At 51.3% G+C, this 24,326-nt stretch carries 21 protein-coding genes; 5 read left to right on the top strand and 16 right to left on the bottom strand.

Features of this window, described 5'->3' with window-relative positions; all coding sequences use genetic code 11:
- Positions 1-20 precede the first annotated feature (20 nt).
- From GILYN3_RS09780 to GILYN3_RS09765, 4 genes are all read left to right on the top strand, one after another.
- Positions 21-809 (top strand): uroporphyrinogen-III synthase, encoded by a 789-nt coding sequence (locus GILYN3_RS09780; RefSeq protein ID WP_049722809.1) that lies wholly within the window; start codon positions 21-23, stop codon positions 807-809.
- A 104-nt stretch (positions 810-913) separates the two neighbouring features.
- Complete coding sequence (locus GILYN3_RS09775; protein ID WP_049722808.1) at positions 914-2,113, top strand: uroporphyrinogen-III C-methyltransferase; 1,200 nt, start codon at positions 914-916, stop codon at positions 2,111-2,113.
- Positions 2,110-3,399, top strand: a complete 1,290-nt coding sequence (locus tag GILYN3_RS09770; RefSeq protein WP_049722807.1) for a heme biosynthesis HemY N-terminal domain-containing protein — start codon at positions 2,110-2,112, stop codon at positions 3,397-3,399. Before GILYN3_RS09775 ends, GILYN3_RS09770 begins: the two co-directional genes overlap by 4 nt.
- Positions 3,396-3,749 (top strand): cupin domain-containing protein, encoded by a 354-nt coding sequence (locus GILYN3_RS09765; RefSeq protein WP_232305561.1) that lies wholly within the window; start codon positions 3,396-3,398, stop codon positions 3,747-3,749. The genes GILYN3_RS09770 and GILYN3_RS09765 overlap by 4 nt, the downstream gene beginning before the upstream one ends.
- Here the strand turns inward: GILYN3_RS09765 and GILYN3_RS09760 are convergent.
- From GILYN3_RS09760 to GILYN3_RS09685, 16 genes are all read right to left on the bottom strand, one after another.
- On the bottom strand, positions 3,739-4,344 hold the full coding sequence (locus GILYN3_RS09760; protein WP_049722806.1) for a CPBP family intramembrane glutamic endopeptidase: 606 nt from the start codon (positions 4,342-4,344) through the stop codon (positions 3,739-3,741). The genes GILYN3_RS09765 and GILYN3_RS09760 overlap by 11 nt on opposite strands.
- A gap of 341 nt (positions 4,345-4,685) precedes the next feature.
- Complete coding sequence (locus GILYN3_RS09755) at positions 4,686-5,453, bottom strand: ThuA domain-containing protein (protein WP_049722805.1); 768 nt, start codon at positions 5,451-5,453, stop codon at positions 4,686-4,688.
- A 180-nt stretch (positions 5,454-5,633) separates the two neighbouring features.
- Positions 5,634-7,103, bottom strand: a complete 1,470-nt coding sequence (gene ubiD / locus GILYN3_RS09750) for a 4-hydroxy-3-polyprenylbenzoate decarboxylase (protein WP_049722804.1) — start codon at positions 7,101-7,103, stop codon at positions 5,634-5,636.
- Positions 7,104-7,200: 97 nt separating this feature from the next.
- Positions 7,201-8,460 (bottom strand): transcription termination factor Rho, encoded by a 1,260-nt coding sequence (gene rho, locus GILYN3_RS09745; RefSeq protein WP_049722803.1) that lies wholly within the window; start codon positions 8,458-8,460, stop codon positions 7,201-7,203.
- Positions 8,461-8,862: 402 nt separating this feature from the next.
- A complete protein-coding gene (gene trxA, locus GILYN3_RS09740) occupies positions 8,863-9,192 on the bottom strand; it encodes a thioredoxin TrxA (RefSeq protein WP_049722802.1) in 330 nt (109 codons plus the stop codon).
- A gap of 294 nt (positions 9,193-9,486) precedes the next feature.
- Positions 9,487-11,895, bottom strand: a complete 2,409-nt coding sequence (locus GILYN3_RS09735) for a response regulator (protein ID WP_049722801.1) — start codon at positions 11,893-11,895, stop codon at positions 9,487-9,489.
- 83 nt (positions 11,896-11,978) lie between these two features.
- The gene (gene hemW, locus GILYN3_RS09730; RefSeq protein ID WP_049722800.1) at positions 11,979-13,139 is read right to left on the bottom strand and encodes a radical SAM family heme chaperone HemW; all 1,161 of its coding nucleotides are present in this window, start codon (positions 13,137-13,139) and stop codon (positions 11,979-11,981) included.
- Between the two features lie 115 nt (positions 13,140-13,254).
- Complete coding sequence (locus GILYN3_RS09725) at positions 13,255-15,603, bottom strand: TonB-dependent receptor domain-containing protein (RefSeq protein WP_232305560.1); 2,349 nt, start codon at positions 15,601-15,603, stop codon at positions 13,255-13,257.
- 156 nt (positions 15,604-15,759) lie between these two features.
- Complete coding sequence (gene rdgB / locus GILYN3_RS09720) at positions 15,760-16,347, bottom strand: RdgB/HAM1 family non-canonical purine NTP pyrophosphatase (protein WP_049723900.1); 588 nt, start codon at positions 16,345-16,347, stop codon at positions 15,760-15,762.
- 23 nt (positions 16,348-16,370) lie between these two features.
- A complete protein-coding gene (locus tag GILYN3_RS09715) occupies positions 16,371-16,865 on the bottom strand; it encodes a DUF4426 domain-containing protein (protein WP_049722799.1) in 495 nt (164 codons plus the stop codon).
- Positions 16,866-16,886: 21 nt separating this feature from the next.
- The gene (metW, locus tag GILYN3_RS09710; protein WP_049722798.1) at positions 16,887-17,474 is read right to left on the bottom strand and encodes a methionine biosynthesis protein MetW; all 588 of its coding nucleotides are present in this window, start codon (positions 17,472-17,474) and stop codon (positions 16,887-16,889) included.
- A 2-nt stretch (positions 17,475-17,476) separates the two neighbouring features.
- Entirely contained in the window at positions 17,477-18,622 is a 1,146-nt protein-coding gene (gene metX / locus GILYN3_RS09705; RefSeq protein ID WP_049722797.1) for a homoserine O-succinyltransferase MetX, read from the bottom strand.
- A gap of 77 nt (positions 18,623-18,699) precedes the next feature.
- A complete protein-coding gene (locus GILYN3_RS09700; protein ID WP_049722796.1) occupies positions 18,700-20,688 on the bottom strand; it encodes a dynamin family protein in 1,989 nt (662 codons plus the stop codon).
- Between the two features lie 159 nt (positions 20,689-20,847).
- Positions 20,848-21,438: a YggT family protein gene (locus GILYN3_RS09695; RefSeq protein ID WP_049722795.1), complete on the bottom strand. Its 591-nt coding sequence runs from the start codon at positions 21,436-21,438 to the stop codon at positions 20,848-20,850.
- Positions 21,439-21,552: 114 nt separating this feature from the next.
- The gene (gene proC / locus GILYN3_RS09690; RefSeq protein ID WP_084005332.1) at positions 21,553-22,377 is read right to left on the bottom strand and encodes a pyrroline-5-carboxylate reductase; all 825 of its coding nucleotides are present in this window, start codon (positions 22,375-22,377) and stop codon (positions 21,553-21,555) included.
- A 16-nt stretch (positions 22,378-22,393) separates the two neighbouring features.
- A complete protein-coding gene (locus GILYN3_RS09685; protein ID WP_049722794.1) occupies positions 22,394-23,092 on the bottom strand; it encodes a YggS family pyridoxal phosphate-dependent enzyme in 699 nt (232 codons plus the stop codon).
- Positions 23,093-23,200: 108 nt separating this feature from the next.
- On the opposite strand from GILYN3_RS09685, the gene GILYN3_RS09680 reads away from it, so the two are divergent.
- The gene (locus tag GILYN3_RS09680; RefSeq protein WP_049722793.1) at positions 23,201-24,235 is read left to right on the top strand and encodes a type IV pilus twitching motility protein PilT; all 1,035 of its coding nucleotides are present in this window, start codon (positions 23,201-23,203) and stop codon (positions 24,233-24,235) included.
- Positions 24,236-24,326: the final 91 nt, after the last annotated feature.

Raw genomic sequence — 24,326 nt, 5'->3', positions numbered from 1 at the left:
GAATTGTTTCTGAGTTTAGTATGAATAAATGGCGTGTCATTATCACTCGGCCGGAGCCGCAAGCTAGCCTATGGCAGCAACGCTTAGCCGGTGAGGGTTTAGCGAGTACCGTGGTTCCGGTAATGGCTATTGTCGCCGTCACAGATAGCGCGGCTCGTGAGCGTGTAAAGCAGTTAATTCTTAACTTTGATCATTACCAAAAAGCTATTTTTGTGAGTCGCAATGCGGTTACTCATGCTTGTGAGTGGCTTGATGACTATTGGCCACAGTTGCCGATGGGGGTTGGTTATTTTGCCGTTGGTAGTGGCACTGCCCAGCAGTTGGCTCAAGCCGACTTTAGGGTGACGGCATTGGGCCGTGAGGATTCTGCCATGAACAGCGAAGCGCTGTTGGCTGACCCCACATTACAACAGGTTGATGGTGAAAAAATTGTGATTTTTCGCGGTGTTGGAGGGCGTGATCTGTTGGCCTCAAGACTGCGTGAGCGCGGTGCTCATGTGGATTTTTGCGAACTATACCATCGGCAATTACCCGCCGATGCGCAGCTGCAGGTATTAAATGCATTAGCGCCGGCTGCGCGGCGGCAAGATATACTTAGCGTACACAGCGGTGAGAGTTTGCAAAACCTTATGCAAACGCTTGCCGCGCACCCAGCGTTGGCCGATTATGCCCGAGCACAACCTTTACTGGTGCCCGGCGAGCGGGTGGCATTGCTGGGGCGCGAGATGGGTTTTAAGCACTTGTTGGTGGCTTATAATGCCGGCGACAGTGCTATGCTGAAGACGTTAACAGACTATATTCACAACTAGCGCCGCGCCATACTCGCTGCGGGCTACAGTAAAAATGGGTGCCACACGGCCGAGAGTTGAGTGCGTCAACCTCAGACGAGCACGAGTTATCCTAGGAGAAGTTCATGGCGCAAGATCATTCGCAAAACAACGATAAGCTCCCAGTAGTGGGTGATGCTGAGCCTGCTAGCAGTGCTGAGGCGGCACTCGACTCAAACACCACGGCGACCGAAGAGGCCTCCTCGACGGCTAAGGTTAAGCCAAACTTAAAGGCACCGCGTCGTTCGGGACTGGCGGTATTTTGTTTGCTATTGATTGTTGTGTTGGGTGGCGCTGGCGGATGGTTTGGCTGGCAAATGTGGCAACAATTGGCGCTGTTGGAAAATAATGTGCCCGCTAACGATGCACCCGCCGTAGCGTCGTTCGATCCAACCGCGCTTAACCGTGAAATTAACACTCTTAAGAATCGTCTAGGGCAGCAAGATAAGCGATTCGCGCAACTGCAAGCCGAGCGTGCCGATACTTCGCAACTTAACAGTTTAGGGCAACAGCAGGCCGCTATGGAGCGTCGCTTGCAAGCGTTAAGTGACACCTCGCGAGATGATTGGAAGTTAGCCGAGGCGGCTTTTCTATTGCGTCTTGCAAGCCAGCGAATGCTTATTGAGCACAACAGCTCCGAGGCAATCGCATTAACCCAGGCCGCTGACACGATTCTGCGCGATCAAAATGACCCAGATTTGTTTGGCGTGCGCCAGACATTGGCACGTGAGCTAACCGAATTAAAAATGGTACAGCCGGTAGACCGTGAAGGTTTATACGCTCGCTTACAATCGTTAACAGAACAAGTAGCCCAGCTGAAGCAATTGCACAGTTATCAGCGCGAAGCCCTTGGCCCCGATAATACTGTAACTTCTGAACCTGTGGCGCAAGGTGTCTGGGCAAAAGTTAAAGCCAGTTTTGGTCGCGCCTTAAGTACCATGAGTAGCTATGTTCGGGTGCGAGATCGGGAGCAAGAGGTTGCGCCATTATTACCACCCGAGCAGCGTTATTTTTTAACGCAAAATTTGCGCTTGATGTTAGAGCAAGCTCAGCTCGGATTGTTGCGTGAGCAACCCCGAATTTATCACCAGAGCTTAGAGCGATCACAGCAGTGGATTGCTGAGTATTTTGAGCAAAACAACCGCTCGAAACTTATTCTTGAAGAGCTGGCGCAGTTACAACAAGAGCCTGTGGTGGTCGAGCTGCCCGATATTAACCAAGCGTTGGGCCAACTACAGGCGTATATCCAAAAACTGCACAGAATTGAGGCGGGTGGCACGCCATGAAAAAACGTCTAGTTATTTTATTACTGGTTATGGTTGCCGGCGCAGCGCTATTTCAGCTAATGCGTTATGACGGTGGTTATGTCTTGATCGCCTACGGCAATAAAACGATAGAGATGAGTGTTTGGACGGGTATTGTTTTATGGCTAATCGCTTTTTTTACGGTTTGGTTGGTCTTGCGCTTAATCAATACTGGCCGTCGTGCGGGCAAGTTCTTTACCCGTGAGAGTAAATTTTCACCGCGCTCACAGTCTAAAACTATGGCGGCGTTGGTGAGTTTTATTGAGGGTGACTGGTCTACCGCCCGTAAAAATTTACTGCGCAGTGCTGGCAAGTCTATTAGTCCACAGGTTAATTACTTGGCCGCTGCACGCTGCGCCTACGAGCTAAAAGATTTCTCTGGCGCATTAGATTTACTGCATAAAGCTGAGCGCTCACGGGGCAGCAGTGAGCTGGCGGTAGCCTTAACGCAGGCGCGCATGCAGTTGGGTAGCCAAAGTTACGAGCAGTGTTTAGCAACACTTAATCGAATTAAGCGCACGGCCCCCGAGCATCCAGTGGTGCTCGATTTGTTGGCCGAGGTCTATTTAGCACTGAATGATATTGATGCGCTAGAGCAGCTGTTGGGCACGTTACGAAAATTAAAAATTCGTCCAGAAGATGCTATTCGTGAACTAGAAGTTGTGGTTTACGAGCGTCAACTTGCCATCAGTACTCGAGCTGCACGCAAGCCAAAAGTAGCAGTAAATGATGCTCGAGCCGAGTTGGATGCAGTGTGGCAGCGCATGGGTAAACGTTTGCAAAAAGAACCTAATCTAATTGCTGTTTATGCTCTTGAGCTACATCATTTAGGCTGCGATAAAGAGGCCGAGCCGCGTTTAGTTGCTGCGCTAAAAGGCGAGTGGCGTAGCGATTGGGTGGCACTTTACGGTGAGCTGAATGGCGCTAACATCGATGCACAAATCAAAATGGCTAATGCTTGGTTGGCTCAGCATGATGCCGATGCTGTTTTACTGTGTACTTTGGGGAAACTGAGTTTACGTAATAGTTTGTGGGGCCAAGCTCGAGATTATTTTAGAGCGAGCCTTGTTATTGCGCCTACCGCAGAGGTTTACGAGTTACAGGCAAGACTATTGCAACAGCTTGGTGAAATAGAGGCGAGTAATGCGTTGTACCGTGAGGGGTTAGAGTTTAGTGCGCAGCGCGCAACATCGTTAGCGCTATCGAGCAAACCACGTTTAGAGTGCGCGACCACAGCCCCAGCTAAAACCGGTATCGCTAGCCTTTGAGTGCCTGCGAGGGAACCGGTCAAAATCCTACGCCATTGAATCTTATGGCGGATATTCCTGCGGAGCTGCCAAATGAGCTCACGCAAATATTATGCAGTGGTGCCGCTGTACGCATCGAACGTATAGTGTCTTGCGGGCACGCGAGTGAGGCGGATTTTTGGTATCAACAACACGAACACGAATGGGTGATTTTACTCAGTGGTGGGGCTATCTTGCAGTGGGGCGATGGTTCCGAGCAAGCACTGGCGCCGGGTGATTATGTCTTTATTCCTGCTGGCACTCGCCACCGAGTTGCCGGCACTCTTGCCTCCGAGCCGTCTATTTGGTTGGCTGTTTTTTTTACACCTTAAATTTTTGTTGGTGAGGCGTCGAGCTTGTTTGTTGCAGTCCCAATAACTGAGGTGCGTGAACAAGCACCCAAAGAGCAATTAAGTCGTACACCCCGTGCCAAACCATAACAAAAATAAGGCTCTGACTCAGATAGTACCCTACGCCTAACAGTAGCCCAATTATCAGTGTCAAAATAAAATACAACCACGACATAAAGTGCAGTAAGGCAAAGCTCAATGAGGTTAATCCAATGCCAATCCAGGCGTTACTGTAACTGCTGATAAGCGGTTGTAAAAAGACTCGAAACAGCAGCTCCTCACCAATCCCCGCCAGTACAGAGATTAGAGTTAATTGCCAAAGCGCTAGCGGAGTAAATAGCGGTCGGACAGATCCCATTGTGGTGACAGTGAAGCGCTGCATGGCTTGGTTGTAGCGATTGATCAGCATGAGTAAGCCGTAGGATAAGAGCGCTAAAGCGATCCCCCCAAGCCAAGCGGCTAGCCCCAAGTTGCCGAACCAAGAGATAGGCTGAGGCAATAGTTGCAGCATTATTAACGCAATGACGATAATAATGCTTTGCCATTTAATCATGGTGGTAAAGGGTGACTTGGCCAAATGTAGATCCTTGTTGTTCGGTTGTTGTGCCATTCAGGTCAAGTGTAAGGTTGTTGGCTGATCAGTGCATTTAATGTTCCGGTGGTACTCGATGGAATAAAGCGATTAGCTCGATATTACAGTTAAAGTTAATTCTTGTGTGTTTATAAAACGTAGCTATGGAGTCTAGAGAGACAAAAGTGCCATCAGATATATCGGTGCGGCTGCAGTTTTTGCGTTATGGCGAGTGATTGTTGAGCTTCTGTGAGAGGGTGCTAAAGGGATTGCTTGTGCCACACTTGTTTATTAAAAAGCCCACAAATGCGGGCTTTTTAAACACCTGATGGCAAGTGCAGACGCTGCTAGTTGCGCATACCTTTACCGGTAGCGGCCCAATATAAGCCACCATAAATATGCTCTAAAAACATTTTATCGCTGAAAGTGGATGGCACGTGGCCAAGGCCGGTATAAAACGCGCGTCCACCATCGTATTCGTGGTACCAAGCAATGGGGTGAAAGTCGCCCATTCCTTTGCCGGCGACACGGCCCCAGTCGGCGACTGGATCGTAAGTGGTTTCATCGATAGCGAGAATGTAATTTAACCCTTTAATACGCTCGGCGCCAAATTCGTAAAATTCGTCGGTCCACAAAAAGGTGTCGGGCATTCGTTCAACACCCGGAAATTGTCGGTCCAGTACATCTATCTCGGCGGTTTGAATAGTCGGATGAATGTGGAAGGTGCGGCCCACCATCTTGGTGTACCAGTCCCAGTCATATTCGGTATCCGAGGCAGAGTGAATGCCGACAAAGCCCTTACCCGATTGAATAAAGCGTTCCATAGCGGCTTGTTGTTCATCGTTAAGGATATTGGCGGTAGTGTTTAAAAATACGATGGCGTCATATTTTTGTAGTTTATCGTCGGCGAAAACGTCAGCCATTTCATGCCAGTCGAGGCTAAAGTGGTGGCGTACGGCCATTGCTTCCATGGCAGTTACCCCAGCGTTGATGGACTTGTGGTGCCAACCGGCGGTTTTGGTAAACAGTAAGACGCTAAATTGTTCCGCCAGCGCGGGTAGCGCGGCGAGGCTAAGGCTGGCTAAAAGTGCCAGTCGGGCTGTGAGATTACGCATAGTTTGGTCCGCTATTGTTATGGGTCATTCTAATGGTTATGGGCTCTGTGTACGGCGACGGCTGAGTGGATACCACGCCGGCGCACGTTAGTTTAATGCCAATCTCACCATAAACGGCGACGTCACAACTGACAATAGCCAGTTGTGAGCTTAGCAATTATTTACTTTGAGGTGGCGGGGTTAATCGTCAATGCCGAGTGAAGCCCATAACTCATCGATGCGCGTTTTGACGGCGGCGTCCATCACAATGGGCTCGCCCCACTCACGGTTGGTCTCGCCGGGCCATTTGTTGGTGGCATCCATACCCATTTTGGAGCCAAGCCCAGACACCGGTGAGGCGAAGTCGAGATAGTCGATGGGAGTGTTTTCAATAAGCGTGGTGTCGCGTGACGGGTCCATGCGAGTGGTGATCGCCCAGATGACATCTTTCCAGTCGCGGGCGTTGATGTCGTCGTCGGTGACGATGACAAACTTGGTGTACATAAACTGACGTAAAAAAGACCAAACACCCATCATCACTCGCTTGGCGTGACCGGGGTATTGTTTTTTGATGGTGACCACGGCTAAGCGATACGAGCAGCCCTCGGGTGGCAAGTAAAAATCCACGATCTCGGGAAACTGTTTTTGCAGTAGCGGAATAAACACTTCATTTAACGCCACGCCTAATACCGCGGGTTCATCCGGTGGGCGGCCGGTGTAAGTGCTGTGGTAGATGGGATCTTTGCGGTGAGTAATGCGGGTAACGGTAAACACCGGGAAGGAGTCTACTTCGTTATAGTAACCGGTGTGATCGCCGTAGGGGCCCTCGGGTGCCATATCGTCGGGGGCTATGTGGCCCTCTAAAATAAATTCTGCCGAAGCGGGCACTTGCAGCTCGTTACTGCCGGCTTTTACCACCTCGGTTTTGCTGCCACGCAGCAGTCCGGCAAAAGCGTACTCGCTTAAGCTGTCGGGCACGGGAGTAACGGCTCCTAAAATAGTGGCCGGATCGGCGCCTAGGGCAACGGCTACGGGAAAGGGTTCACCGGGGTGTTGGAGCTGCCAGTCACGAAAATCCAAAGCTCCGCCACGGTGACTCAACCAGCGCATAATGAGCCGATTTTTAGCGATTTTTTGCATCCGGTAGATGCCAAGGTTTTGTCGCTCTTTAAGTGGGCCGCGAGTGATCACTAGAGGCCAGGTTACCAGTGGGGCGGCATCGCCGGGCCAGCAAGTTTGGATGGGAAGGAGGTCTAGGTCGACTGCCTCGCCTTCTAATATCACTTCTTGGCAAGGCGCCTTCTTGAGTATTTTGGGTGCCATGTTAAGCACTTGTTTAAAAATCGGTAGAGTTTGCCAAGCCTCTTTTAGCCCTTTGGGTGGTTCCGGCTCTTTTAAAAAAGCCAATAGCTTACCTACATCGCGCAGCGCTGCAACGGACTCTTCTCCCATGCCTAACGCCACTCGCTCGGGGGTGCCGAACAAGTTTCCTAAGACCGGTATGTTGTAACCTTTGGGGTTTTCAAATAGCAATGCTGGGCCGCCGGCGCGCAGGGTGCGGTCGCAGATTTCAGTCATTTCAAGGTTGGGATCGATCTCGGCACTGATGCGCTTTAGTTCGCCACGGGCCTCAAGCTGTTGAATGAAGTCGCGAAGATCGTTGTATTTCATGGTGATTCCACAGTGCGAGTGACGGTGTGAGTCGCGGTTAAGCAAAAACGGGGGACAATTATTGTCCCCCGTTTTTGCTTAACCGTTACCCGATCGATTACTTCCGTTTCATGGACAGGAAGAATTCGTCATTGGTTTTAAAGTCTTTGAGTTTGTCGACTAAAAATTCGGTAGCGGCGACGTCTTCCATATCGTTAAGCAGGCGACGCAAAATCCAAGCGCGTTGCAGCTCATCTTCTTTCATTAGGAGTTCTTCGCGGCGAGTGCCAGAGCGGCGCACGTTAATAGCTGGATAGATACGCTTCTCGGCAATTTTACGATCAAGGTGCAGCTCAAGGTTACCGGTGCCTTTAAACTCCTCGTAGATAACTTCATCCATTTTAGAGCCGGTATCCACCAAGGCGGTGGCGATGATCGATAAGCTGCCACCCTCTTCGATATTACGTGCGGCACCAAAGAAGCGCTTGGGGCGTTCTAGGGCGTGAGCATCAACACCACCGGTGAGAACTTTACCGGATGATGGAATGACAGTGTTATAGGCGCGAGCTAGGCGGGTGATGGAGTCGAGCAGGATGATGACGTCTTTTTTGTGCTCTACCAAACGCTTGGCGCGTTCGATAACCATCTCGGCCACTTGTACGTGACGTGCCGGCGGCTCATCAAAGGTGGAGGCGACTACTTCGCCGCGCACCGAGCGCTGCATCTCGGTCACTTCCTCTGGACGCTCATCAATCAGCAAAACAATCAGGTGACACTCGGGGTTGTTGCGAGTGATGGCCTGAGCGATGCACTGCATCATGATGGTCTTACCGGCTTTGGGCGGGGCGACAATCAAGCCGCGCTGGCCTTTACCGATGGGGGAAGTTAAGTCAATGATGCGGCCGGTTAAATCTTCGGTCGAGCCGTTGCCGGACTCTAGCAGCAAACGCTCATTGGGAAACAACGGCGTTAAGTTTTCAAATAAAATTTTATTGCGTGAGCTCTCGGGTTTGTCGAAATTAATTTCGTTAACCTTGAGCAGGGCAAAGTAGCGTTCGCCCTCTTTTGGGGGGCGAATTTTACCGGCAATGGTGTCACCGGTGCGCAAATTAAAGCGACGAATTTGGCTTGGCGAGACGTAGATGTCGTCTGGGCCTGCCAGGTACGAACTGTCGGCCGAACGCAAAAAGCCAAAGCCGTCTTGCAGAATTTCTAGTACCCCGTCGCCGTAGATGTCTTCGCCACTTTTGGCGTGACGCTTCAGGATATTAAAAATAATATCTTGTTTGCGCGATCGCGCGAGGTTTTCTTGACCTGTCTCGCGGGCGAGATCGATCAACTCTTCAATGGATTTTGCTTTTAAATCGGTAAGGTTCATACAGTTGGACTTAGGTTAGTAGGTTTGTTGTCTGCAGGGGGTTCGTGCCGAATGGCGTTGAATTCAAGCGGCAGACTGCGTTGCTTAGCGACGTTACATGCTTCTTGTGCGTCGGGCAGAGAATGCGTTGTAGTTGTTGTATCGCATACACTGTCAGTCAAAAATCTGTTATTCATCATTCAGTCTTGCGGATAAGCTACAGAACTAACGTCTGAAAGTCGGAGATAGTTGTAGGGGTCGGCATTGCCCGAGATCTGTATATTAAGATCTGATGAATAAATAAACGCTGATGTCGGGCAGGACTTAAATGAGCTGTAACAGGTGGTTTGGAGTATAGCGGTAAAAAACGGTGAGTGCAAAAAATTAATTTGGCCGCAGATTATCCTGCGGCCAAAAAGCAAACTACACCGCAGAATCGATAAACTCTACCAATTGGCTGCGTGATAGTGCCCCTACTTTGGTGGACTCAGCATTGCCGCCTTTGAAAATAATCAATGTTGGAATGCCGCGAATCCCAAATTTAGCAGGAATCTCTTTGTTGGCATCTACGTCTACTTTGGCAATTTTTATCTTGCCGGCGTATTGGTCGGCCAGCTCGTCGAGTACCGGAGCGATCATTTTGCATGGGCCACACCAGGCTGCCCAAAAGTCGACCAGTACAGGAACGTCTGATTGCAGAACGTCGGCGTCAAATGAATCGTCGGTAACGTGGATTATAGTGTCGTTACTCATAGTCAAATAATCTCCAAACCCGGTTGAGGGTATTTAATTAGCAATACTGTGGGGGACCCTGTATCGCTATATGGGGGCGTGAGCCGTGATTTAAAGACCGTAAGTTAGGATAAATAGGCCCACGCAGTGCGTTTCATCAGGCAATCATAATAAAGATTGGCTAACGTCTGGGCAAGGAGAAAAAAGCTATAAAGGCGATTGCTAAGCTTAATGTGGGTACTCTTGTGATGGCGGTTTGATTCTCGGCGCGGATGCTTAACAGGGCTATATGTGATCATATTGGGCTGTATGGGATTAAGATTTGATTTTGGCCAAAGTGTTAGGTGAGTCGGGGGCTAGACCTAGTTTATCGAGTGCCTTGGTGAGGCTTTTGAGTGAGATGGGCTTGCATAAAAAATGATCCATACCGCTGGCAAACACCGCCTCGCGATGCTCCTCTAGCGCGTGGGCGGTCAGCGCGACAATGGTAGCTGCTGTGTGTGATTCGGCTTGCTCGTAAAGGCGAATTGCACGGGTGGCTTCAAAGCCATCCATATCGGGCATTTCGCAATCCATTAAGATTAAGTCAAAGGGCTTGGCGCTGCGCTGTACGGCACGGAGTGCCTCGCGGCCGTTTTCGGTAATGATTGGCACGACTCCGAGCTTGCCGAGTAAACCTTTTATGACCATACGGTTGACGGCATTGTCCTCGGCAACAAGGACTTGTAAGTGTGCCAAAGAGCGGTGTGCAACCAGCGCGGTTGTGTCGTTATTATGGTTCGGTGGAGTTAGCCCACAGGCTGTAAAGAGTGTGCGATATAGCTGACGGGGCAGCAGGGGTTTACGCAGTGTTGCATGAATATTAAGTCGTGTTAACTCGTCGGTGGCGAGTGGATCATCTGAACCGCTCAGAAGAATAATGGGCACCTCGGCGAGCTTGGCCTCGCGACGAATCCAATCGCTAAGGTGTAACCCCGACATCACTGGTAGTTGTTGACACAGAACGATGAGATCAAATGCTCCCTCGGCGTGAAGAGCATCGATAGCGCCGCTGGCGTTCGTGGCGTGTACCAGTTGTATTTGCCAGGTACTGCAAAGTTTAGCGACGAGTTCGGCCAATGGTTCGCTGTGATCGACCAGTAGTAGGCGCTTGCCTGCCAGAGGTGTTGGTTCGTTGCTATTTTTTGCCAAAGTAATTTTAGTCGATGGCGCAAAGCGGGCGGTAAACCAGAAGGTTGAGCCCTGCCCGACTTTGCTGTCGACGCCCAGATCGCCGTGCATAAGCTCGGTTAAGCTTTTGCATATTGCCAGCCCTAAGCCTGTGCCCCCGTAATGCCGGGTTGTGGTGGTGTCGGCTTGGCGGAATGCGTCAAATAAGACGGCTTGGGAATTTTTGCTAATACCGATACCGGTATCTTTGATCGCGAATTTTATTATCGGTGTGACACTGCTGCTGTCGCGAGCGGTGCTAACGTGCAACACAATAGAGCCGCTGCTGGTAAATTTAAAAGCGTTACCGATTAGGTTAATAAGTATTTGCCGCAGGCGGGTAGGGTCACCCCTTAAGAAGGTCTGTACTGTGGGCTCGATATAGCCGTACAGCTCAATATGATGTTTGTTCGCGACAGCGCCAAACAAGGTAATGGCGTCGTCGACAACCAGTCCTAGGTCAAACTCGACAACTTCCAGCTGCATCTTGCCCGCTTCGATTTTAGAGTAATCGAGGATGTCGTTGATGATATCCAGTAAGTTTTCACCAGAGCGATGGATGACATCGACATAGTGGCGTTGATTGTCGTCGAGCTGGGTGTCGCGCAGCATATCAAGCATGCCAATGACGCCATTCATGGGGGTGCGAATTTCATGGCTCATGGTGGCTAGAAACTGGCTTTTGGCGCGACTGGCCTCTTCGGCAGCGAGCTTTTGGCGACGAGTTTCGAGCTTTTCTTCTTTTTCGTTTAACAGTGCCAACTCGATACTGTGACGCTTTTTAATATCCTCTTGCAGGGTTTCACGCATATGGTTAATGGCGTTAGTGACGTTGTCTAATTCATCGGGGGAGGCGTGATTTAGGCGACGATTAAGCGTCAGTGGAGTGGAGAGCTTGTTGAGGTTTACTTGCCGAGCGTAGCGCGCAATGGTGTCGATGTGACGAGTGAGTAGAGTGTGTATTAACCATAAAATTAGCAGCGAGACTAACAGGGTTTTGGTGCCCTGAATAAAAGCGATAAACAAGGCGCGCTGCCACAGTTTGTCGTAAATAGAGGTGAGCGTAGCGGTGATGGTTAGCTGACCTAAGTATTGTGCAGAGGTGGATTCATCTTGATAGATTAAGTCGTATTGCTTCACTAAAAAGCGCGCAGGACTGTCGCTAATGGCGTCTTCTTGTATGTTGGGTTTGCGTGCAATTAATGTTTGCGGCTCGTTGTTCCAATCCCGCCAATCGACCTGCACCTTTACGACGTCGGCAACGTCTAATACGCTGTTTGTTTGAATCTTTAGCTGTTCTTGGTCGAACCCCCAAAGGCTCTTGGTCATGCTGGCAAGAGTACTGACTCGGACCTGATCGAGACGTTTTTCTAGCGCCGAGACGTCGTCGTTAAAGTTAGCATACAACTGTAAGACAATAGCAATGAGGGTAATGAGGGAGCTGCATAGAATAATCAGCCCCAGCAAGCGCGTGGCGATAGGGTTGTCGCGGGCGTAGCGGGTAAATGGCAGCATTTAAAGGTTTCTAGCCTGACCTAAGTGACAATTGTTTTAAGTGTAGCAGCTGGCGTAGAAAGCGCTGTATAGGATATAAAAATTTATTCACTAAAGGCGCCTAACACATCGTTTAAAAATCGTTGCCCCAAGGCGGTGGCGGCGATATTTGGCTGGCGTGGGTTTACCAGTGCTCGCTCTAGCAGTTGTTGCCATTGAGGTTCGAGTGCCTCGGTGGTCAGTCCTGTGCGGTGAGTAAAGTAGTCGCTGGGGCAGCCATCAGTAAGGCGCAGGGCGTTCAGCAAAAATTCTAGCGGTAACATGGCGTGGGTCAACTCTTCACGGCCGGCGATGTAAGGGTTGGTAAAGCGTGCCGGCGAGTTGGCTGCGCTTAGGTAGCGCTCGGGTTGGCGGGTTTTCCACTGGCGGAAGATTAAGCTTTGCTGAGGCTGGGTGATTTTGCTGTGGGCGCCGGCACCGATGCCTAAATAATCGCCAAACTGCCAGTAGTTTAGGTTATGGCGCGCTTGTGGCCCGCGTGCGTAGGCCGATACTTCATAGCGATCAAAGCCGGCGGTGGTTAAACGCTCGTGACCTGCGTCTTGAATATCGGCCAGGGTGTCTTCGATGGGCAGCGTCGGCGGTGCGCTGTAAAAGACGGTGTTGGGCTCGATGGTGAGCTGATACCAGCTTAAGTGCTCGGGGTTAAATCCAAGTGCGGTGTCGAGGTCGGCCATGGCCGCGTTTAAGCTCTGGCCGGGCAAACCGTGCATTAAATCTAAATTGAGATTATCAAATCCTGCGCGCCGAGCCGTGTCGACTGCTTTTAGCGCGGCTTTGCTGTCGTGAATACGTCCCAATGCGATGAGCTGATCGTCGGCAAAGCTCTGAATGCCAATCGATAACCGGTTGACCCCAGCACGGCGGTAATCGGTAAAGCGCGCCTGCTCAAAGGTGCCGGGGTTGGCCTCAAGGGTAATTTCAATATCGGGCTCAAAACCGATGCGCTGTTCGGCGTGATCCAATATCCGACCAATGGAGTGTGCCGAAAACAAGCTGGGGGTGCCGCCGCCAAAGAATATGCTGGTGAGTTTACGGCCCTGGGCTAGCTCGGCGTCGGCGTTTAAGTCTTGTATGAGTGCGTCTATGTACTCAGTTTCGGGCAGCTCAGTGTCGCTTTGGTGAGAGTTAAAGTCGCAATAGGGGCACTTGCGTACGCACCAGGGGATATGAATGTACAGCGATAGAGGTGGCAAGCAGAGCATAGCGGGCACGGGTTTTGAAGTGGCCGCGCATTATGCCACAGTCCGCTTGCCGGTTAATACGCGGGCAGGGTGATCGCCGGCAGCACAGTGGCTGCCAGCGATACCAGTGGTGCCGTTAAAAGTTAATACGAACACTTACCCAAAAATTGCGACCGGCGTCTTTTACGTTGTAGTCATCGGTAAAAATCACTTCATCGTCATCGAGGCTGTAGGTGCCGTTGTTATCCAAGTCGACGTAGTCGGTTTGATAAGATGTGAAGTCTTCATCCAGCAGATTGTTAACACGACCAAACAGCGTAATGTTTTCGGTGACGTTATAGGTTAAACCGAGGTTAACGATCTCGTAGCTCTTGTAGTAGAGCGGTTTATCGAGGACGGTGTCCCAGCTGCGGTAGCGATCGGAGCGCATTTCTGTCTGCAGCGACATGGTTAAATTGCCCAAAATGGCCCAGTCCAGCGAGGCGTTAGCCATGTGCTCGGCGGTATTAGTGAGCGGCTGGCCTTCGTCAGCGCCACTTAATTGCTCGCTGTCGGTCCAGGTGTAGTTGGCGTTTAGTGACCAAGCATCGCTAATGATATAACGACCGGCCAGTTCGATACCCTGAATGCTGACTTCGTCGATATTGATTTTTTGGCTGTAGGTATCGTAGCCCAGTTGGTCGTAGTCCCCGAGGTTTACACAAGGGCGCACGCCGCCGGTGGTCTCACAGCTATAAATGGTATCGCCGCTGGCGATTTTGTCATCAAACTGGGTGTTGAAGTAAGTGATGTTGATGTTGTGGCCATAGTCACCTGTCCAGTACAGGGCAATCTCGTTGTTTACACTGGTCTCTGGCTCAAGCTCGGGGTTGCCTGCAAAGGGTGAGGTGCCTTGGCCACCAAAGCCGGTAATGCCGTCATATAAGTCGGTGGTTTTTGGCGTTTTATAGCCGGTAGAGATACCGCCTTTTAGCGTCCAGTGGTCGCTAATGGTGTAAACCCCGTAAAGCCGCGGTGAGGTCTGGCCGCCAAACACATCGTGCTCGTCAAAACGAATACCTGCGGTTAACGTAAAAGGCTCGGTCATGGTCCAGCTGTCCTCAACAAACAGCGAATACATTTTTTGCTCTTGAACACCACCAGGGTTGCCGCTCTCGAGGCCGAATACGCCGTCTTCAAGTTCGCCATCAATGGCCTGGCCGCCGATGACAAGCATGTGTTTACCCATCGCTTCTAGCGGGATATCGACGCGCGCATCAAGGGTGTACTGACGGCTGTCGAGTGGACGATCGGGGCGAGGCAAAAAGGTACTCTCGGCCAGTGTACGTCGCTCTTCCTCGCTCATGCCGGCGTAGTCGCCAGTGCCATCGTACATCTCTTGCAGATGTAGGCGCTCAGCCACAGAGAGCGGTAAGGTGCGGCCAGCGTTGGCGGTGTCAACATAAGACAGTGCTACATGGCTGGTGCCAAAACCCCATTTGGCATCGTGGCTTAGTGACCACCACTCACGATTAAACTCTTGGTCTGCGGCGTAACCGGCGCGGGGGTTTACTTGGCCGCTTTTGTCTTGCCACAGGGCTTCAATGTTGTCTTTTGTGCCTAAGGGGTATGACAGTTCGCCGGTGTCGGGGTTGGCAAACGGCGTGTTGTCGTACACCTGGGTTGAGTAGTCGTAGTCTAGCTGAATAGTGTTGTCTTGATTGGGGGTGTAGCTCAGGCTTACACCAAACTCTTGAGTCTCGCTGTCGACGGTTCGGCCGCCGCTGCCAAAGCCTAAGCTGCGGTAATGAACGGTGCCGTTGGGGTCGGTGGCAGGCTCAAATTGTGGTGAAGATGCATCGCTCTCGTGGTGACTACCGCGTATGCCGAGCGACAGAGTGTCGTCAATAAGTGGGCCAGCCGCGTAAAAGTCACCTTGCATACTGCCGCCAAAATCGCTGTTCTCTTGAAAGGTGCTAGCTAGGTTAACGGTGCCAAACCAACGGTCTGGGGTGTCTTTGGTAATAATGTTAATAACGCCACCCAAGGCGTCGGCGCCATAAAGGGTTGAGGCCGGCCCACGGATCACTTCGATACGCTCGATTGCCTCAGCCGGTGGCATATGGCCAAAGGCATTACCGCCAAAGTTGTTAGGGTAGATGTCGCCGTGGTTATTTTGGCGCTTGCCGTTAATAAGGTACAGCGTGTATTCACCCGTTAAGCCACGCATGCTGACGCTGCCTTGGCCGGTCTTATCGCGTGAGGTACCAATATCAATACCTTCTTGATACTTCAGCATGTCTAGCAGGTTGGTATGGGGCCTGGCGATGATTTCGCCCTGATCAATCAAAGAAATACTGGCCGGTGCGTCTGTTATCTTTTGCTCAAAACCAGATGCGGTAATGACCATTTCTTCGATCGCACCGGAGTTGTGTTCGGCGTAAGCGGTAGTCGTTAATGCGCTTAAACTGAATAAAGCGAAGCGGCGAGTATTAGGTGAAATCACGGTAATTAGCCTTAGTATAAATGTTAATGATGATGCGAATTATTAACATTTGTAAGCGTGGTTGCAAGTATTTTATTGCCGTATGATTTTTTGGGAGGGGATTTTTAAGCGGATATAAATGCCTAGCGCCGCAATATGGCGGCTAGGCTTAGTGAGCTATAACAACGCTTGCAGGAGCTGTTGTAGCGCTACTGCGCGGTGGCTGATACGGGCCTTCTGTTCTTTGCTAAGCTCGGCAGCGGCACAGTTGTGGGTGGGTACGTAAAATAGTGGGTCGTAACCAAAGCCGCCAGTGCCCGCGGGTGCGGTTAAAATCCGGCCTTCCCAGCTGCCTTGGCAAATAATCGGGGTTGGGTCCGTCGCGTGGCGCATGTACACCAGCACGCACTGATAACGTGCGGTGCGCTCGGCTTCGGGCGTGTTTTGTAATTCTTGTAGCAATTTCTGGTTGTTGCTTTCGTTGCTGGCGCCGGCGCCAGAAAAGCGTGCCGAGTAAATACCGGGTGCACCGTTGAGGGCGTCTACTTCAATACCAGAATCGTCCGCGAGTGCGGGTAGGCCTGTTGCCTCGCAAGCGTTGCGGGCTTTAATAATGGCGTTTTCGACAAAGCTTAAGCCGGTTTCATCGGCGTCGGTCACCTGAAACTCTGACTGCGGGCGCACATCGAGGCCGGCGCCGGCGAGCAGTTGTTGAAACTCTTTAAGCTTGCCGGGATTGGAGCTGGCAAGTACGACTTTGCTGATGGATTGATGGGCTGCTGACACGGTTATTGGGCCTTTTTCTGGTAGAGCTTGCGACTGAAGGATACCGTCATGGGGGCTGTGTCGGCTACGGTTACCTGAATCTTAAAGTTGTAGACTTCTTCATTGCTGTGTTTAAGGGGGGCGAGGTAGTAAGTTGCATCGCCTTCGTTGATCTCGGCAAAATCTAATACGCTCTGCTGCTGTAATAAGTTGCTGGCGGTGCCGCTGAGCTTGGCGGGAAGACCAAGGCTGGTTTTGTCGCCCGAGGTTTTAGTAACGCTAAGGTTGATCAGTGTTTGGTTGCGGGCGCGCGTAATACCGTATATCTCGGCTACCTCGGGGGTAATGAAGGCGCTGTTAAAGGTGCTGAAATGCACGGTGTAGTCGCCAAAGCGTTGTTCGCGAAAGTCATTGTCGAGCACTGTGGCATCGGGGATGTCAATGGCAACACTTGAGGCGCTTGTCAGCAGTAAGCTTATGGCTACTAGGCGGCGGGACAGGCTTTTAAACAAAGACATAATAACGCTCCGGAGCGACGATTATTTACTTAGATGATAAATGGCAGTTTCGCCAAATAGGTTGGGATTAAGGTTGCCCAAAAATTGACTGGTGCGCTCGTTAACGACTTGGCGGTTGAGCACGTTGATATGCTTTTCATGGCACAGCACTTCAAAATCTTTGAAGGTACAGAAGTGAATATTGGGTGTGTTGTACCATTCGTAGGGCAGTAAGTCCGACACCGGCATCCGGCCGCGAAACGCTAAGTGAAAGCGCGCCTTGTAGTGGCCAAAATTAGGGAAGGTAATAATGCACTCTTTGCCGACCCGCAACATTTCATCTAACACTTTGTGCGGAAAATACATGGTTTGCAATGCTTGAGTCATGAGTACTGTGTCAAAGCTCTTATCGGCAAAGTTGCCTAAACCGCGGTCGAGATTTTGATTGATGACATTGACGCCGAGTCCGATACAAGCCTCAATTTGGCCCGGATCGATTTCCAGCCCGTAACCATTAACTTGTTTGCTATCCCTTAGGTATTTCAGCAAAGTGCCGTCGCCGCAGCCTAAATCGAGTACCCGGCTGCCTTCGCCAATCCACTGTTGTAGGTGGTTAAAGTCGATGCGCATGATTACTCCGTGGTTATGCGGGCCATGTACTGGCGAAAGGTTTGCTCGTAGTGTTCGTTGGGTAATAAAAATGCGTCATGGCCGTAAGGTGAGTCGATCTCAGCGTAGCTGACCGATTTGTCTGCAGCGATGAGGGCGTCAACTATTTCGCGCGAGCGCTCGACCGGAAAGCGCCAGTCGGTGCTAAACGAGGCCACATAAAAACCACACTGGGCACGACGAAATGCCTCGGCCGGATCGTCATTGTACTCGCGGGCCAAATCAAAATAATCCAGCGCACGGGTCATTAAAATGTAGGTGTTGGCATCGAATTTGTCAGAGAATGTGTCGCCTTGATAGCGCAGATAGCTTTCAACCTGGAACTCCACCAAATCATTTAAGCCTTGCTCAAAGCTGCCGCTCCTAAGGTCACGGCCAAATTTTTCGCCCATTACATGATCGGACAAATAAGTGATATGGCCGATCATTCGCGCCACTGCTAAACCGCTTTTGGGGTAAGTGTCGTGAGCGAGGTAGTCGCCCTCAAAAAAGTTTGGGTCACTCATAATGGCTTGGCGCGCGGTCTCATTAAAGGCGATGTTTTGCGCGCTCAGTTTGAGTGCCGAGGCAATCACAATACAGTGACGGATTCGGTTGGGGTATTCCAGCGCCCAGCGCATCGCTTGCATGCCACCTAAGCTGCCGCCCACAACAGCAGCCCATTGGTTAATGCCGAGGTGGTCGGCAAGGCGTGCTTGCGCGTGAACCCAGTCGCGTACCCGCAGCGTGGGGAATCTTGCCCCCCAAGGGCTGCCTGTTTCGGGTTCAATAGAGCTTGGTCCAGTAGAGCCTGAGCAGCCGCCTAAGTTGTTTAGGCTCACTACGTAAAAGCGGTTGGTATCGATGGCTTTGCCGGGCCCAATATAGTGGTTCCACCAGCCGGGCTTGCGGTCGGATTCGGTATGGTAGCCGGCGGCGTGATGATCGCCCGACAGTGCGTGACAGATAAGCACGGCGTTGCTGCCCTCGGCGTTTAACGTACCGTAGGTTTCGTAGACTAGCTCGTAATTATCCAGAGTACGGCCGCACGCAAGCGTTAAAGGCTGTTGCAGTAACGCGGTGCGGGGCGTAACCAAGCCCACCGATTCCGGTGGTAAAGGTGTAGTCATGACGCTTGTTGTCTCACAGAGCCGATTTTAGCGGCAAAGGCGCAAGTCTAAAGTTGTGCCGCCACGCCTGCAAGGGTTCAGATGGTCTGAGCCTCGCGGGCTGACTGCAATGAGACGATATCGGCGCTCTCGGGAATCACCTGTCGCGGTGTTGTAGTGATCTCGGTAAACAGTGGCGCCAAGTCGGTGCGAGCAAGGTTAAGCTGTTTCAGACTGGCCTCTAAGGTATGTAACTGCTCACTGCGGGTATGGCTTTTACTGCGCAGCTCTCCTAAGCGCAGCATGTGATGCTCAAGTAACTGCTTTTGATACTGATTGTGATGAGTTAGCGGTGTTAAAGCTTCGGCTAACCAGTGATCAATACTTTGGTTGAGGCCGTCAAAAAGGTTTTTGACCTCTTTCACTAGGGTGCCGACAAAACGTTTTATCAGTACTTTTTTACTGGTCAGCACACTGTTAAGTGAGCGTCTAAAGCTGTCGGCATTTTGTTGTAGATTGCGCAGCTGACGCCGTTGACGGGTTATATTGAGCTGGTGTTGGCTGGCCAGAGAGCTTGAGTCTAGGCCGTATTCAGGGCGCTCGTAGATAGAAGTCATAACCTGATTGGCTCGTTCTATTTCTCGCAGTAGGTGGTTAATGCTGGTGTCGACATCATCAAAAAAACCACTGATGGCACGCGACAGACCTACGGTTGTCCAGCTTTGCTCTAGCGACTGATTAGTCTCCTCGATGATCCGCTTAAAATTCGCCGGAGCGATGGGGGCAAGTAAAGAGGTGCGCTGGTTGTCGAGCATGCGTTGGCTTGTACGCAGCGATAACGCTTGTTTGTGGTAACGGTGATGAGATACGCGGATTTTTTCGCGCTGTTTGTTTAGCACTTGTTCTAGCTCGTGGTCATCGGTGGTATGTAGAGTGCGCAGCTCTTGCTCGGACTCATCGATACGACGGCTGAGGCTGTTGTAGGTGCTCACGACCATTTCTAAGCTATTGCTTACGACTCGGTGGCCGATGATTTGTTGTTGCGAGCGAATAATACATTCGGCTAAGCGTTGCTCGAGCTGTGGAAAGTTACTGCGCAGTAAGGCGCTACTGCGTTTGCAGGTTTTGGCGACTAACGCTTGCTTAGCGGATAATGGCAGTACGTGCTCGGGCGCCAGTTGCAGTTGGCGTGCAGTTTGGATGCGTACCGCCTCGATGTTGGCTGCCACCTGGCCGGGTGGGGTTAGTTCGTCCCACAAGGTATCTATTTTATTCAGCAGAGCCAAGACAGCGGTGCAATTGTCATCGCGCAGGCCGGCAATATGGTTGCGCCAAATCTCCATATCACTGGCACTTACACCGCTATCGGCGGCTAAGATAAATAAGATCGCCTGTGCATCAGGTAGGGTTTTTAAGGTTAGCTCGGGCTCGTTACCTAAAGCGTTAAGCCCAGGGGTATCTACAATTCGCAGTCCCTCTTGCAGCAACGGGTGTTTGAGGTTGATTAACGCATGGCGCCAAGTGGGCACCTGCACCAGTCCGGTGTCGGCATCGGGTTCTAAGTCGGCGGCGTTAAAGCCAAGTTTAATGGCCTCGGCGCGACTTACCTGCTTGCTGGCGGACACCTGAGAAATGGCTTCGGCCATAGAGTCTGGATCGTTGCCGTCAAACGCCATTGTGAACCAGTTTTGCGGAATGCGTTTAAAGCTTTGCAAGCTTGCTGCACTGCGACGGGTTTCGATGGGCAGCAAACGCACACAGTTGGCTGGTTGAGCCGGATCAAAGAAGATCTCGGTGGGGCACATAGTAGTGCGCCCCGCTTCGGAGGGTAGCAGACGCGGTTGGCCGTCGACATAAAGCAGAGCGTTAATCAGCTCGGTTTTGCCGCGGGAAAACTCACCGACACAGGCGAGAGTAAAATGCTCACCTTTTAAAAGTGCACGGGCGCGCTCCAGTGAGCGCAGAGCGTCTCGGGTCACCAGTTTATGTTTGTCGCTCCAGCAGGTAAACGCTTCAAGGCGTCGGTCTAGCTGCTGTTTCCATGCGTTATATTGTGCCATCTGGCGGTGGAGTGCTTTTATATCCATAGTGCGCCTGCCGTTTCTCGTCCGTTTTGCCTGTCAGTATAGGTTATACGTAAAGTTTAGTTATAAAAAGGCAGGGTTATTAAAGCGCAAAACCCCGACTATCGCCAGTAATTACATGTTTCAGGGCGACAGTCGGGGCTTTGGTGGTTATGAGGGGTTTTAATAGCCGATCATAAGGCCGTGCGGTGCACCGAGTAGTTGCGCAATAGCGGGGATCACAAATTGGTTTATAAGGTTGAGTGTTAGCATAAGAAATATAGGCGAAATGTCGATCGGTCCTAATGGCGGGATTACTTTACGAAATGGCGCCATGACTGGCTCGATAAGCTGACGCAGCAGTATTAGCGCTGGGTTTCGGCTAAAGGGAGCAACCCAGCTGACAATAATGTGGGCGATCATCCCCCAAAAATAGATACTCGATAGCATCGCTAAAATGCCCACGACAGACCAAGCAAGCAACATTAGGGGGTTAAAAAGACCGTAGCCTGCGATCATTAATATTAGTTGCAGTACCACCCACTGGACGATTAATGCGAGCACTAGACATGCGATGTCGAGCCCAAATAGCCCCGGAATCACTTTGCGCAACGGCAGTAGTAATGGATTAGTTGCCTTGCTGATAGCTTGCGATAGTGGATTGTAAAAGTCAGCGCGCGATAGTTGTAATAAAAAGCGCAGTAGCACAATCAATAGGTACAGTGAGCCAAGTGTTTTAATCAAATAAATGGCCATTTGTGCCATAGTTTGCATGAGATATCCTCGTAATGCTTTAAAAGTAGCGCGTAGCAATGAATGGGCGGCAAAGGCTATTATGCCTGATCGATTTCTTTTGTGTGTAGCGGTTAATAGCGCACTCGTCTAGGTTTAATTTTTGTCGGCAAGCTCGCGGGCTAGTGTTTCGGAGCGAGCCGCGCATTCAGTCATGGCTTTGTTGACTTGTTCGCGCAGGCCTCCGGCTTCAAAGCTATGGATGGCGCGTTCGGTGGTGCCGCCGGGTGACATTACACGGCGTTTTAGCTCGTCTACCGGGACATCTGCTTGGCTTGCAAGGGTGGCCGCGCCAAGAGCGGTTTGTAGGGTGAGCGCACGGGCCGATTCGGGTGTTAATCCAAGTTTAACGCCCGCCTCTATCATTGCCTCCATAAACAAAAAATAATAGGCCGGTCCCGAACCCGATACGGCGGTTACGGCGTGTATCAAAGCCTCATCATCAACCCAAATAAACAAACCGGTAGCGCAGGCTAGCTGCTCGGCAAAATCGCGTTGCTGAGGGTTAACGTGGGGGTTGGCAAATAGACCGCTGGCGCCCACGCCTACCTGTGATGGTGTGTTGGGCATACTACGAATAATCGCGTGACTGCCACCGAGCCAGTGATTAATACTGTTGCAGCTGATGCCTGCGGCGACAGAGACAATGAGTTGTTTGCCTAGCGCAGGTTTAATCTCAGTGCATACGGCTTGTAGCATTTGTGGCTTGACTGCCAATACGACGACATCGGCCCATTGAATAGCGGCAAGGTTGTCGCTATCGACCCGAATACCAAGGCGCGCGCTGGCGCTGCTGGCCGAGTCGGCGGTGCGGGTGGTGGCGCGAATAGCGTGATCGGGATAGCCCTTGGTTAGCAGGCCATTGATAATAGCGCCGGCCATATTGCCGGCACCGATAAATACGATGTTCTGGTGGTTCACAAATACTCCTAACAGGTTATGTGAGTCGGGTGCCAAAGATGTCGGTGCCAATACGCACGATGGTGGCGCCGGAGGCAATGGCGGGTTCAAGATCGGCCGACATTCCCATGGATAATGTGTCGAGCGGGCTGCAGGGTAGAGCAAGCTTTAGCTGTTTAAGCGCAGCGGCAGTTCGAGCAAAACTATTCGGGTGGTGTTCATTTGCCGCAGCGTTTGGTGCGGGAATGGTCATTAGGCCACGCAGGGCTATATTAGGCAGTTGCGCGACGCCCTCGGCCAGCGTGGTCAACTCGGCTAGGGTGACCCCCGATTTACTGGGCTCGTTGTCTATGTTGACTTGTAAGCAGATGTTTAATGGCTCGAGTGTGGTTGGGCGCTGATCATTTAAACGCTGAGCGATCTTGAGCCTATCGACACTGTGCGCCCAGCTAAAGTGCTCGGCAATGGCGCGGGTCTTATTGGATTGGATAGGGCCAATAAAGTGCCATTCGATGCCATCTAGGTCATTTAGCTCGTTTTGTTTTTCGAGCGCTTCTTGTAGATAGTTCTCACCAAAACGGCGGACGCCGGCCTGATAAGCCTCGCGTAATCGGTGGGCTGGTTGAGTTTTGCTGACGGCAAGCAGGGCGACGCTCGCCGCGTTGCGATTAGCAATTTTAGCGGCGTGCGCAATGCGGGCGGTGACATTGGCGAGCTTCTCGTCTATCTTGTGCATCTAGGCCTCGGGTCTGTGCCATCGTGGCAAGTGCGAAATTAGCCTTTGACGGCGCCTTCGCAGCACAATAGCATGACTAAACTGACAAAAAATTAAGGGTTTTGCTGTATGGATATCACGGAGCTTCTCGCCTTTAGCGCCAAGCAGGGCGCTTCGGATTTGCACCTTTCGGCGGGCTTGCCGCCAATGATACGCGTCGATGGTGACGTGCGTCGTATCAATCTGCCACCTATGGATCATAAACAGGTGCACAGTTTGATCTACGAGATCATGAATGACAAGCAGCGTAAGGACTTTGAGGAGTTCCTAGAAACTGACTTTTCATTTGAGGTGCCGGGCGTTGCGCGATTTCGGGTTAACGCGTTTAACCAAAATCGCGGCGCCGGTGCGGTGTTTCGGACGATTCCATCAAAAGTGTTAACCATGGAAGAGTTGGGTATGGGGCAAGTGTTTCGCGATATTTGCTCGGTACCCCGCGGTCTTGTGTTGGTAACTGGGCCTACAGGTTCTGGTAAGTCCACCACGCTGGCGGCGATGATCGATTATATTAACGATAATAAGTATGAGCATATCTTAACCATCGAAGATCCGATCGAATTCGTTCACGAGAGTAAAAAGTGTCTGGTGAACCAGCGAGAGGTGCATCGCGATACACACGGTTTCTCTGAGGCGTTACGCTCGGCGCTGCGAGAAGACCCGGATATTATCTTGGTGGGTGAGCTACGTGACTTAGAGACCATTCGTCTGGCGCTAACCGCAGCGGAAACGGGTCACTTAGTGTTTGGTACGTTGCACACCACCAGTGCGGCAAAAACTATTGACCGGGTGGTAGATGTATTCCCCGCCAATGAAAAATCAATGGTGCGTTCGATGTTATCGGAGTCGCTGCAGGCGGTGATATCGCAAACACTGCTTAAAAAAGTGGGCGGCGGTCGTGTGGCTGCGCATGAGATTATGCGTGGCACACCGGCAATACGTAACTTAATTCGCGAAGATAAAGTGGCGCAGATGTACTCGGCGATTCAAACCGGTGCATCAATGGGGATGCAGACCATTGATCAATGTTTGGAAGATATGGTGGCGCGTCGTGTAATTAGTCGTGAAGTGGCTCGTGAAAAAGCCAAAATGCCTGATAATTTTTAAGTGCTAGAGTTATAGTTTAGCTGCAAGTGCAAAAAAACGCAGACGCCGGTTGCCGTGCAACCGGGCAAGAATTTTAAAAGATACGTAGGCT

This window comes from Gilvimarinus polysaccharolyticus, from assembly GCF_001187555.1.
Taxonomy (GTDB): Bacteria; Pseudomonadota; Gammaproteobacteria; order Pseudomonadales; family Cellvibrionaceae; genus Gilvimarinus; species Gilvimarinus polysaccharolyticus.
The sequence above is the reverse complement of the archived record's forward strand: the minus strand, read 5'-3'. Positions and strand labels throughout refer to the sequence as shown.

What these genes read in the sequence shown, in the direction of transcription:
- GILYN3_RS09715 (WP_049722799.1), bottom strand. Translation starts at nt 16,865, where the DNA reads ATGTCTTTGTTTAAAAGCCTGTCCCGCCGCCTAGTAGCCATAAGCTTA.
- metW (WP_049722798.1), bottom strand. Translation starts at nt 17,474, where the DNA reads ATGCGCATCGACTTTAACCACCTACAACAGTGGATTGGCGAAGGCAGC.
- GILYN3_RS09755 (WP_049722805.1), bottom strand. Translation starts at nt 5,453, where the DNA reads ATGCGTAATCTCACAGCCCGACTGGCACTTTTAGCCAGCCTTAGCCTC.
- GILYN3_RS09775 (WP_049722808.1), top strand. Translation starts at nt 914, where the DNA reads ATGGCGCAAGATCATTCGCAAAACAACGATAAGCTCCCAGTAGTGGGT.
- GILYN3_RS09700 (WP_049722796.1), bottom strand. Translation starts at nt 20,688, where the DNA reads ATGGATATAAAAGCACTCCACCGCCAGATGGCACAATATAACGCATGG.
- metX (WP_049722797.1), bottom strand. Translation starts at nt 18,622, where the DNA reads ATGACTACACCTTTACCACCGGAATCGGTGGGCTTGGTTACGCCCCGC.
- GILYN3_RS09780 (WP_049722809.1), top strand. Translation starts at nt 21, where the DNA reads ATGAATAAATGGCGTGTCATTATCACTCGGCCGGAGCCGCAAGCTAGC.
- trxA (WP_049722802.1), bottom strand. Translation starts at nt 9,192, where the DNA reads ATGAGTAACGACACTATAATCCACGTTACCGACGATTCATTTGACGCC.
- rho (WP_049722803.1), bottom strand. Translation starts at nt 8,460, where the DNA reads ATGAACCTTACCGATTTAAAAGCAAAATCCATTGAAGAGTTGATCGAT.
- GILYN3_RS09685 (WP_049722794.1), bottom strand. Translation starts at nt 23,092, where the DNA reads ATGCACAAGATAGACGAGAAGCTCGCCAATGTCACCGCCCGCATTGCG.
- ubiD (WP_049722804.1), bottom strand. Translation starts at nt 7,103, where the DNA reads ATGAAATACAACGATCTTCGCGACTTCATTCAACAGCTTGAGGCCCGT.
- GILYN3_RS09680 (WP_049722793.1), top strand. Translation starts at nt 23,201, where the DNA reads ATGGATATCACGGAGCTTCTCGCCTTTAGCGCCAAGCAGGGCGCTTCG.
- GILYN3_RS09735 (WP_049722801.1), bottom strand. Translation starts at nt 11,895, where the DNA reads ATGCTGCCATTTACCCGCTACGCCCGCGACAACCCTATCGCCACGCGC.
- GILYN3_RS09770 (WP_049722807.1), top strand. Translation starts at nt 2,110, where the DNA reads ATGAAAAAACGTCTAGTTATTTTATTACTGGTTATGGTTGCCGGCGCA.
- hemW (WP_049722800.1), bottom strand. Translation starts at nt 13,139, where the DNA reads ATGCTCTGCTTGCCACCTCTATCGCTGTACATTCATATCCCCTGGTGC.
- GILYN3_RS09695 (WP_049722795.1), bottom strand. Translation starts at nt 21,438, where the DNA reads ATGCAAACTATGGCACAAATGGCCATTTATTTGATTAAAACACTTGGC.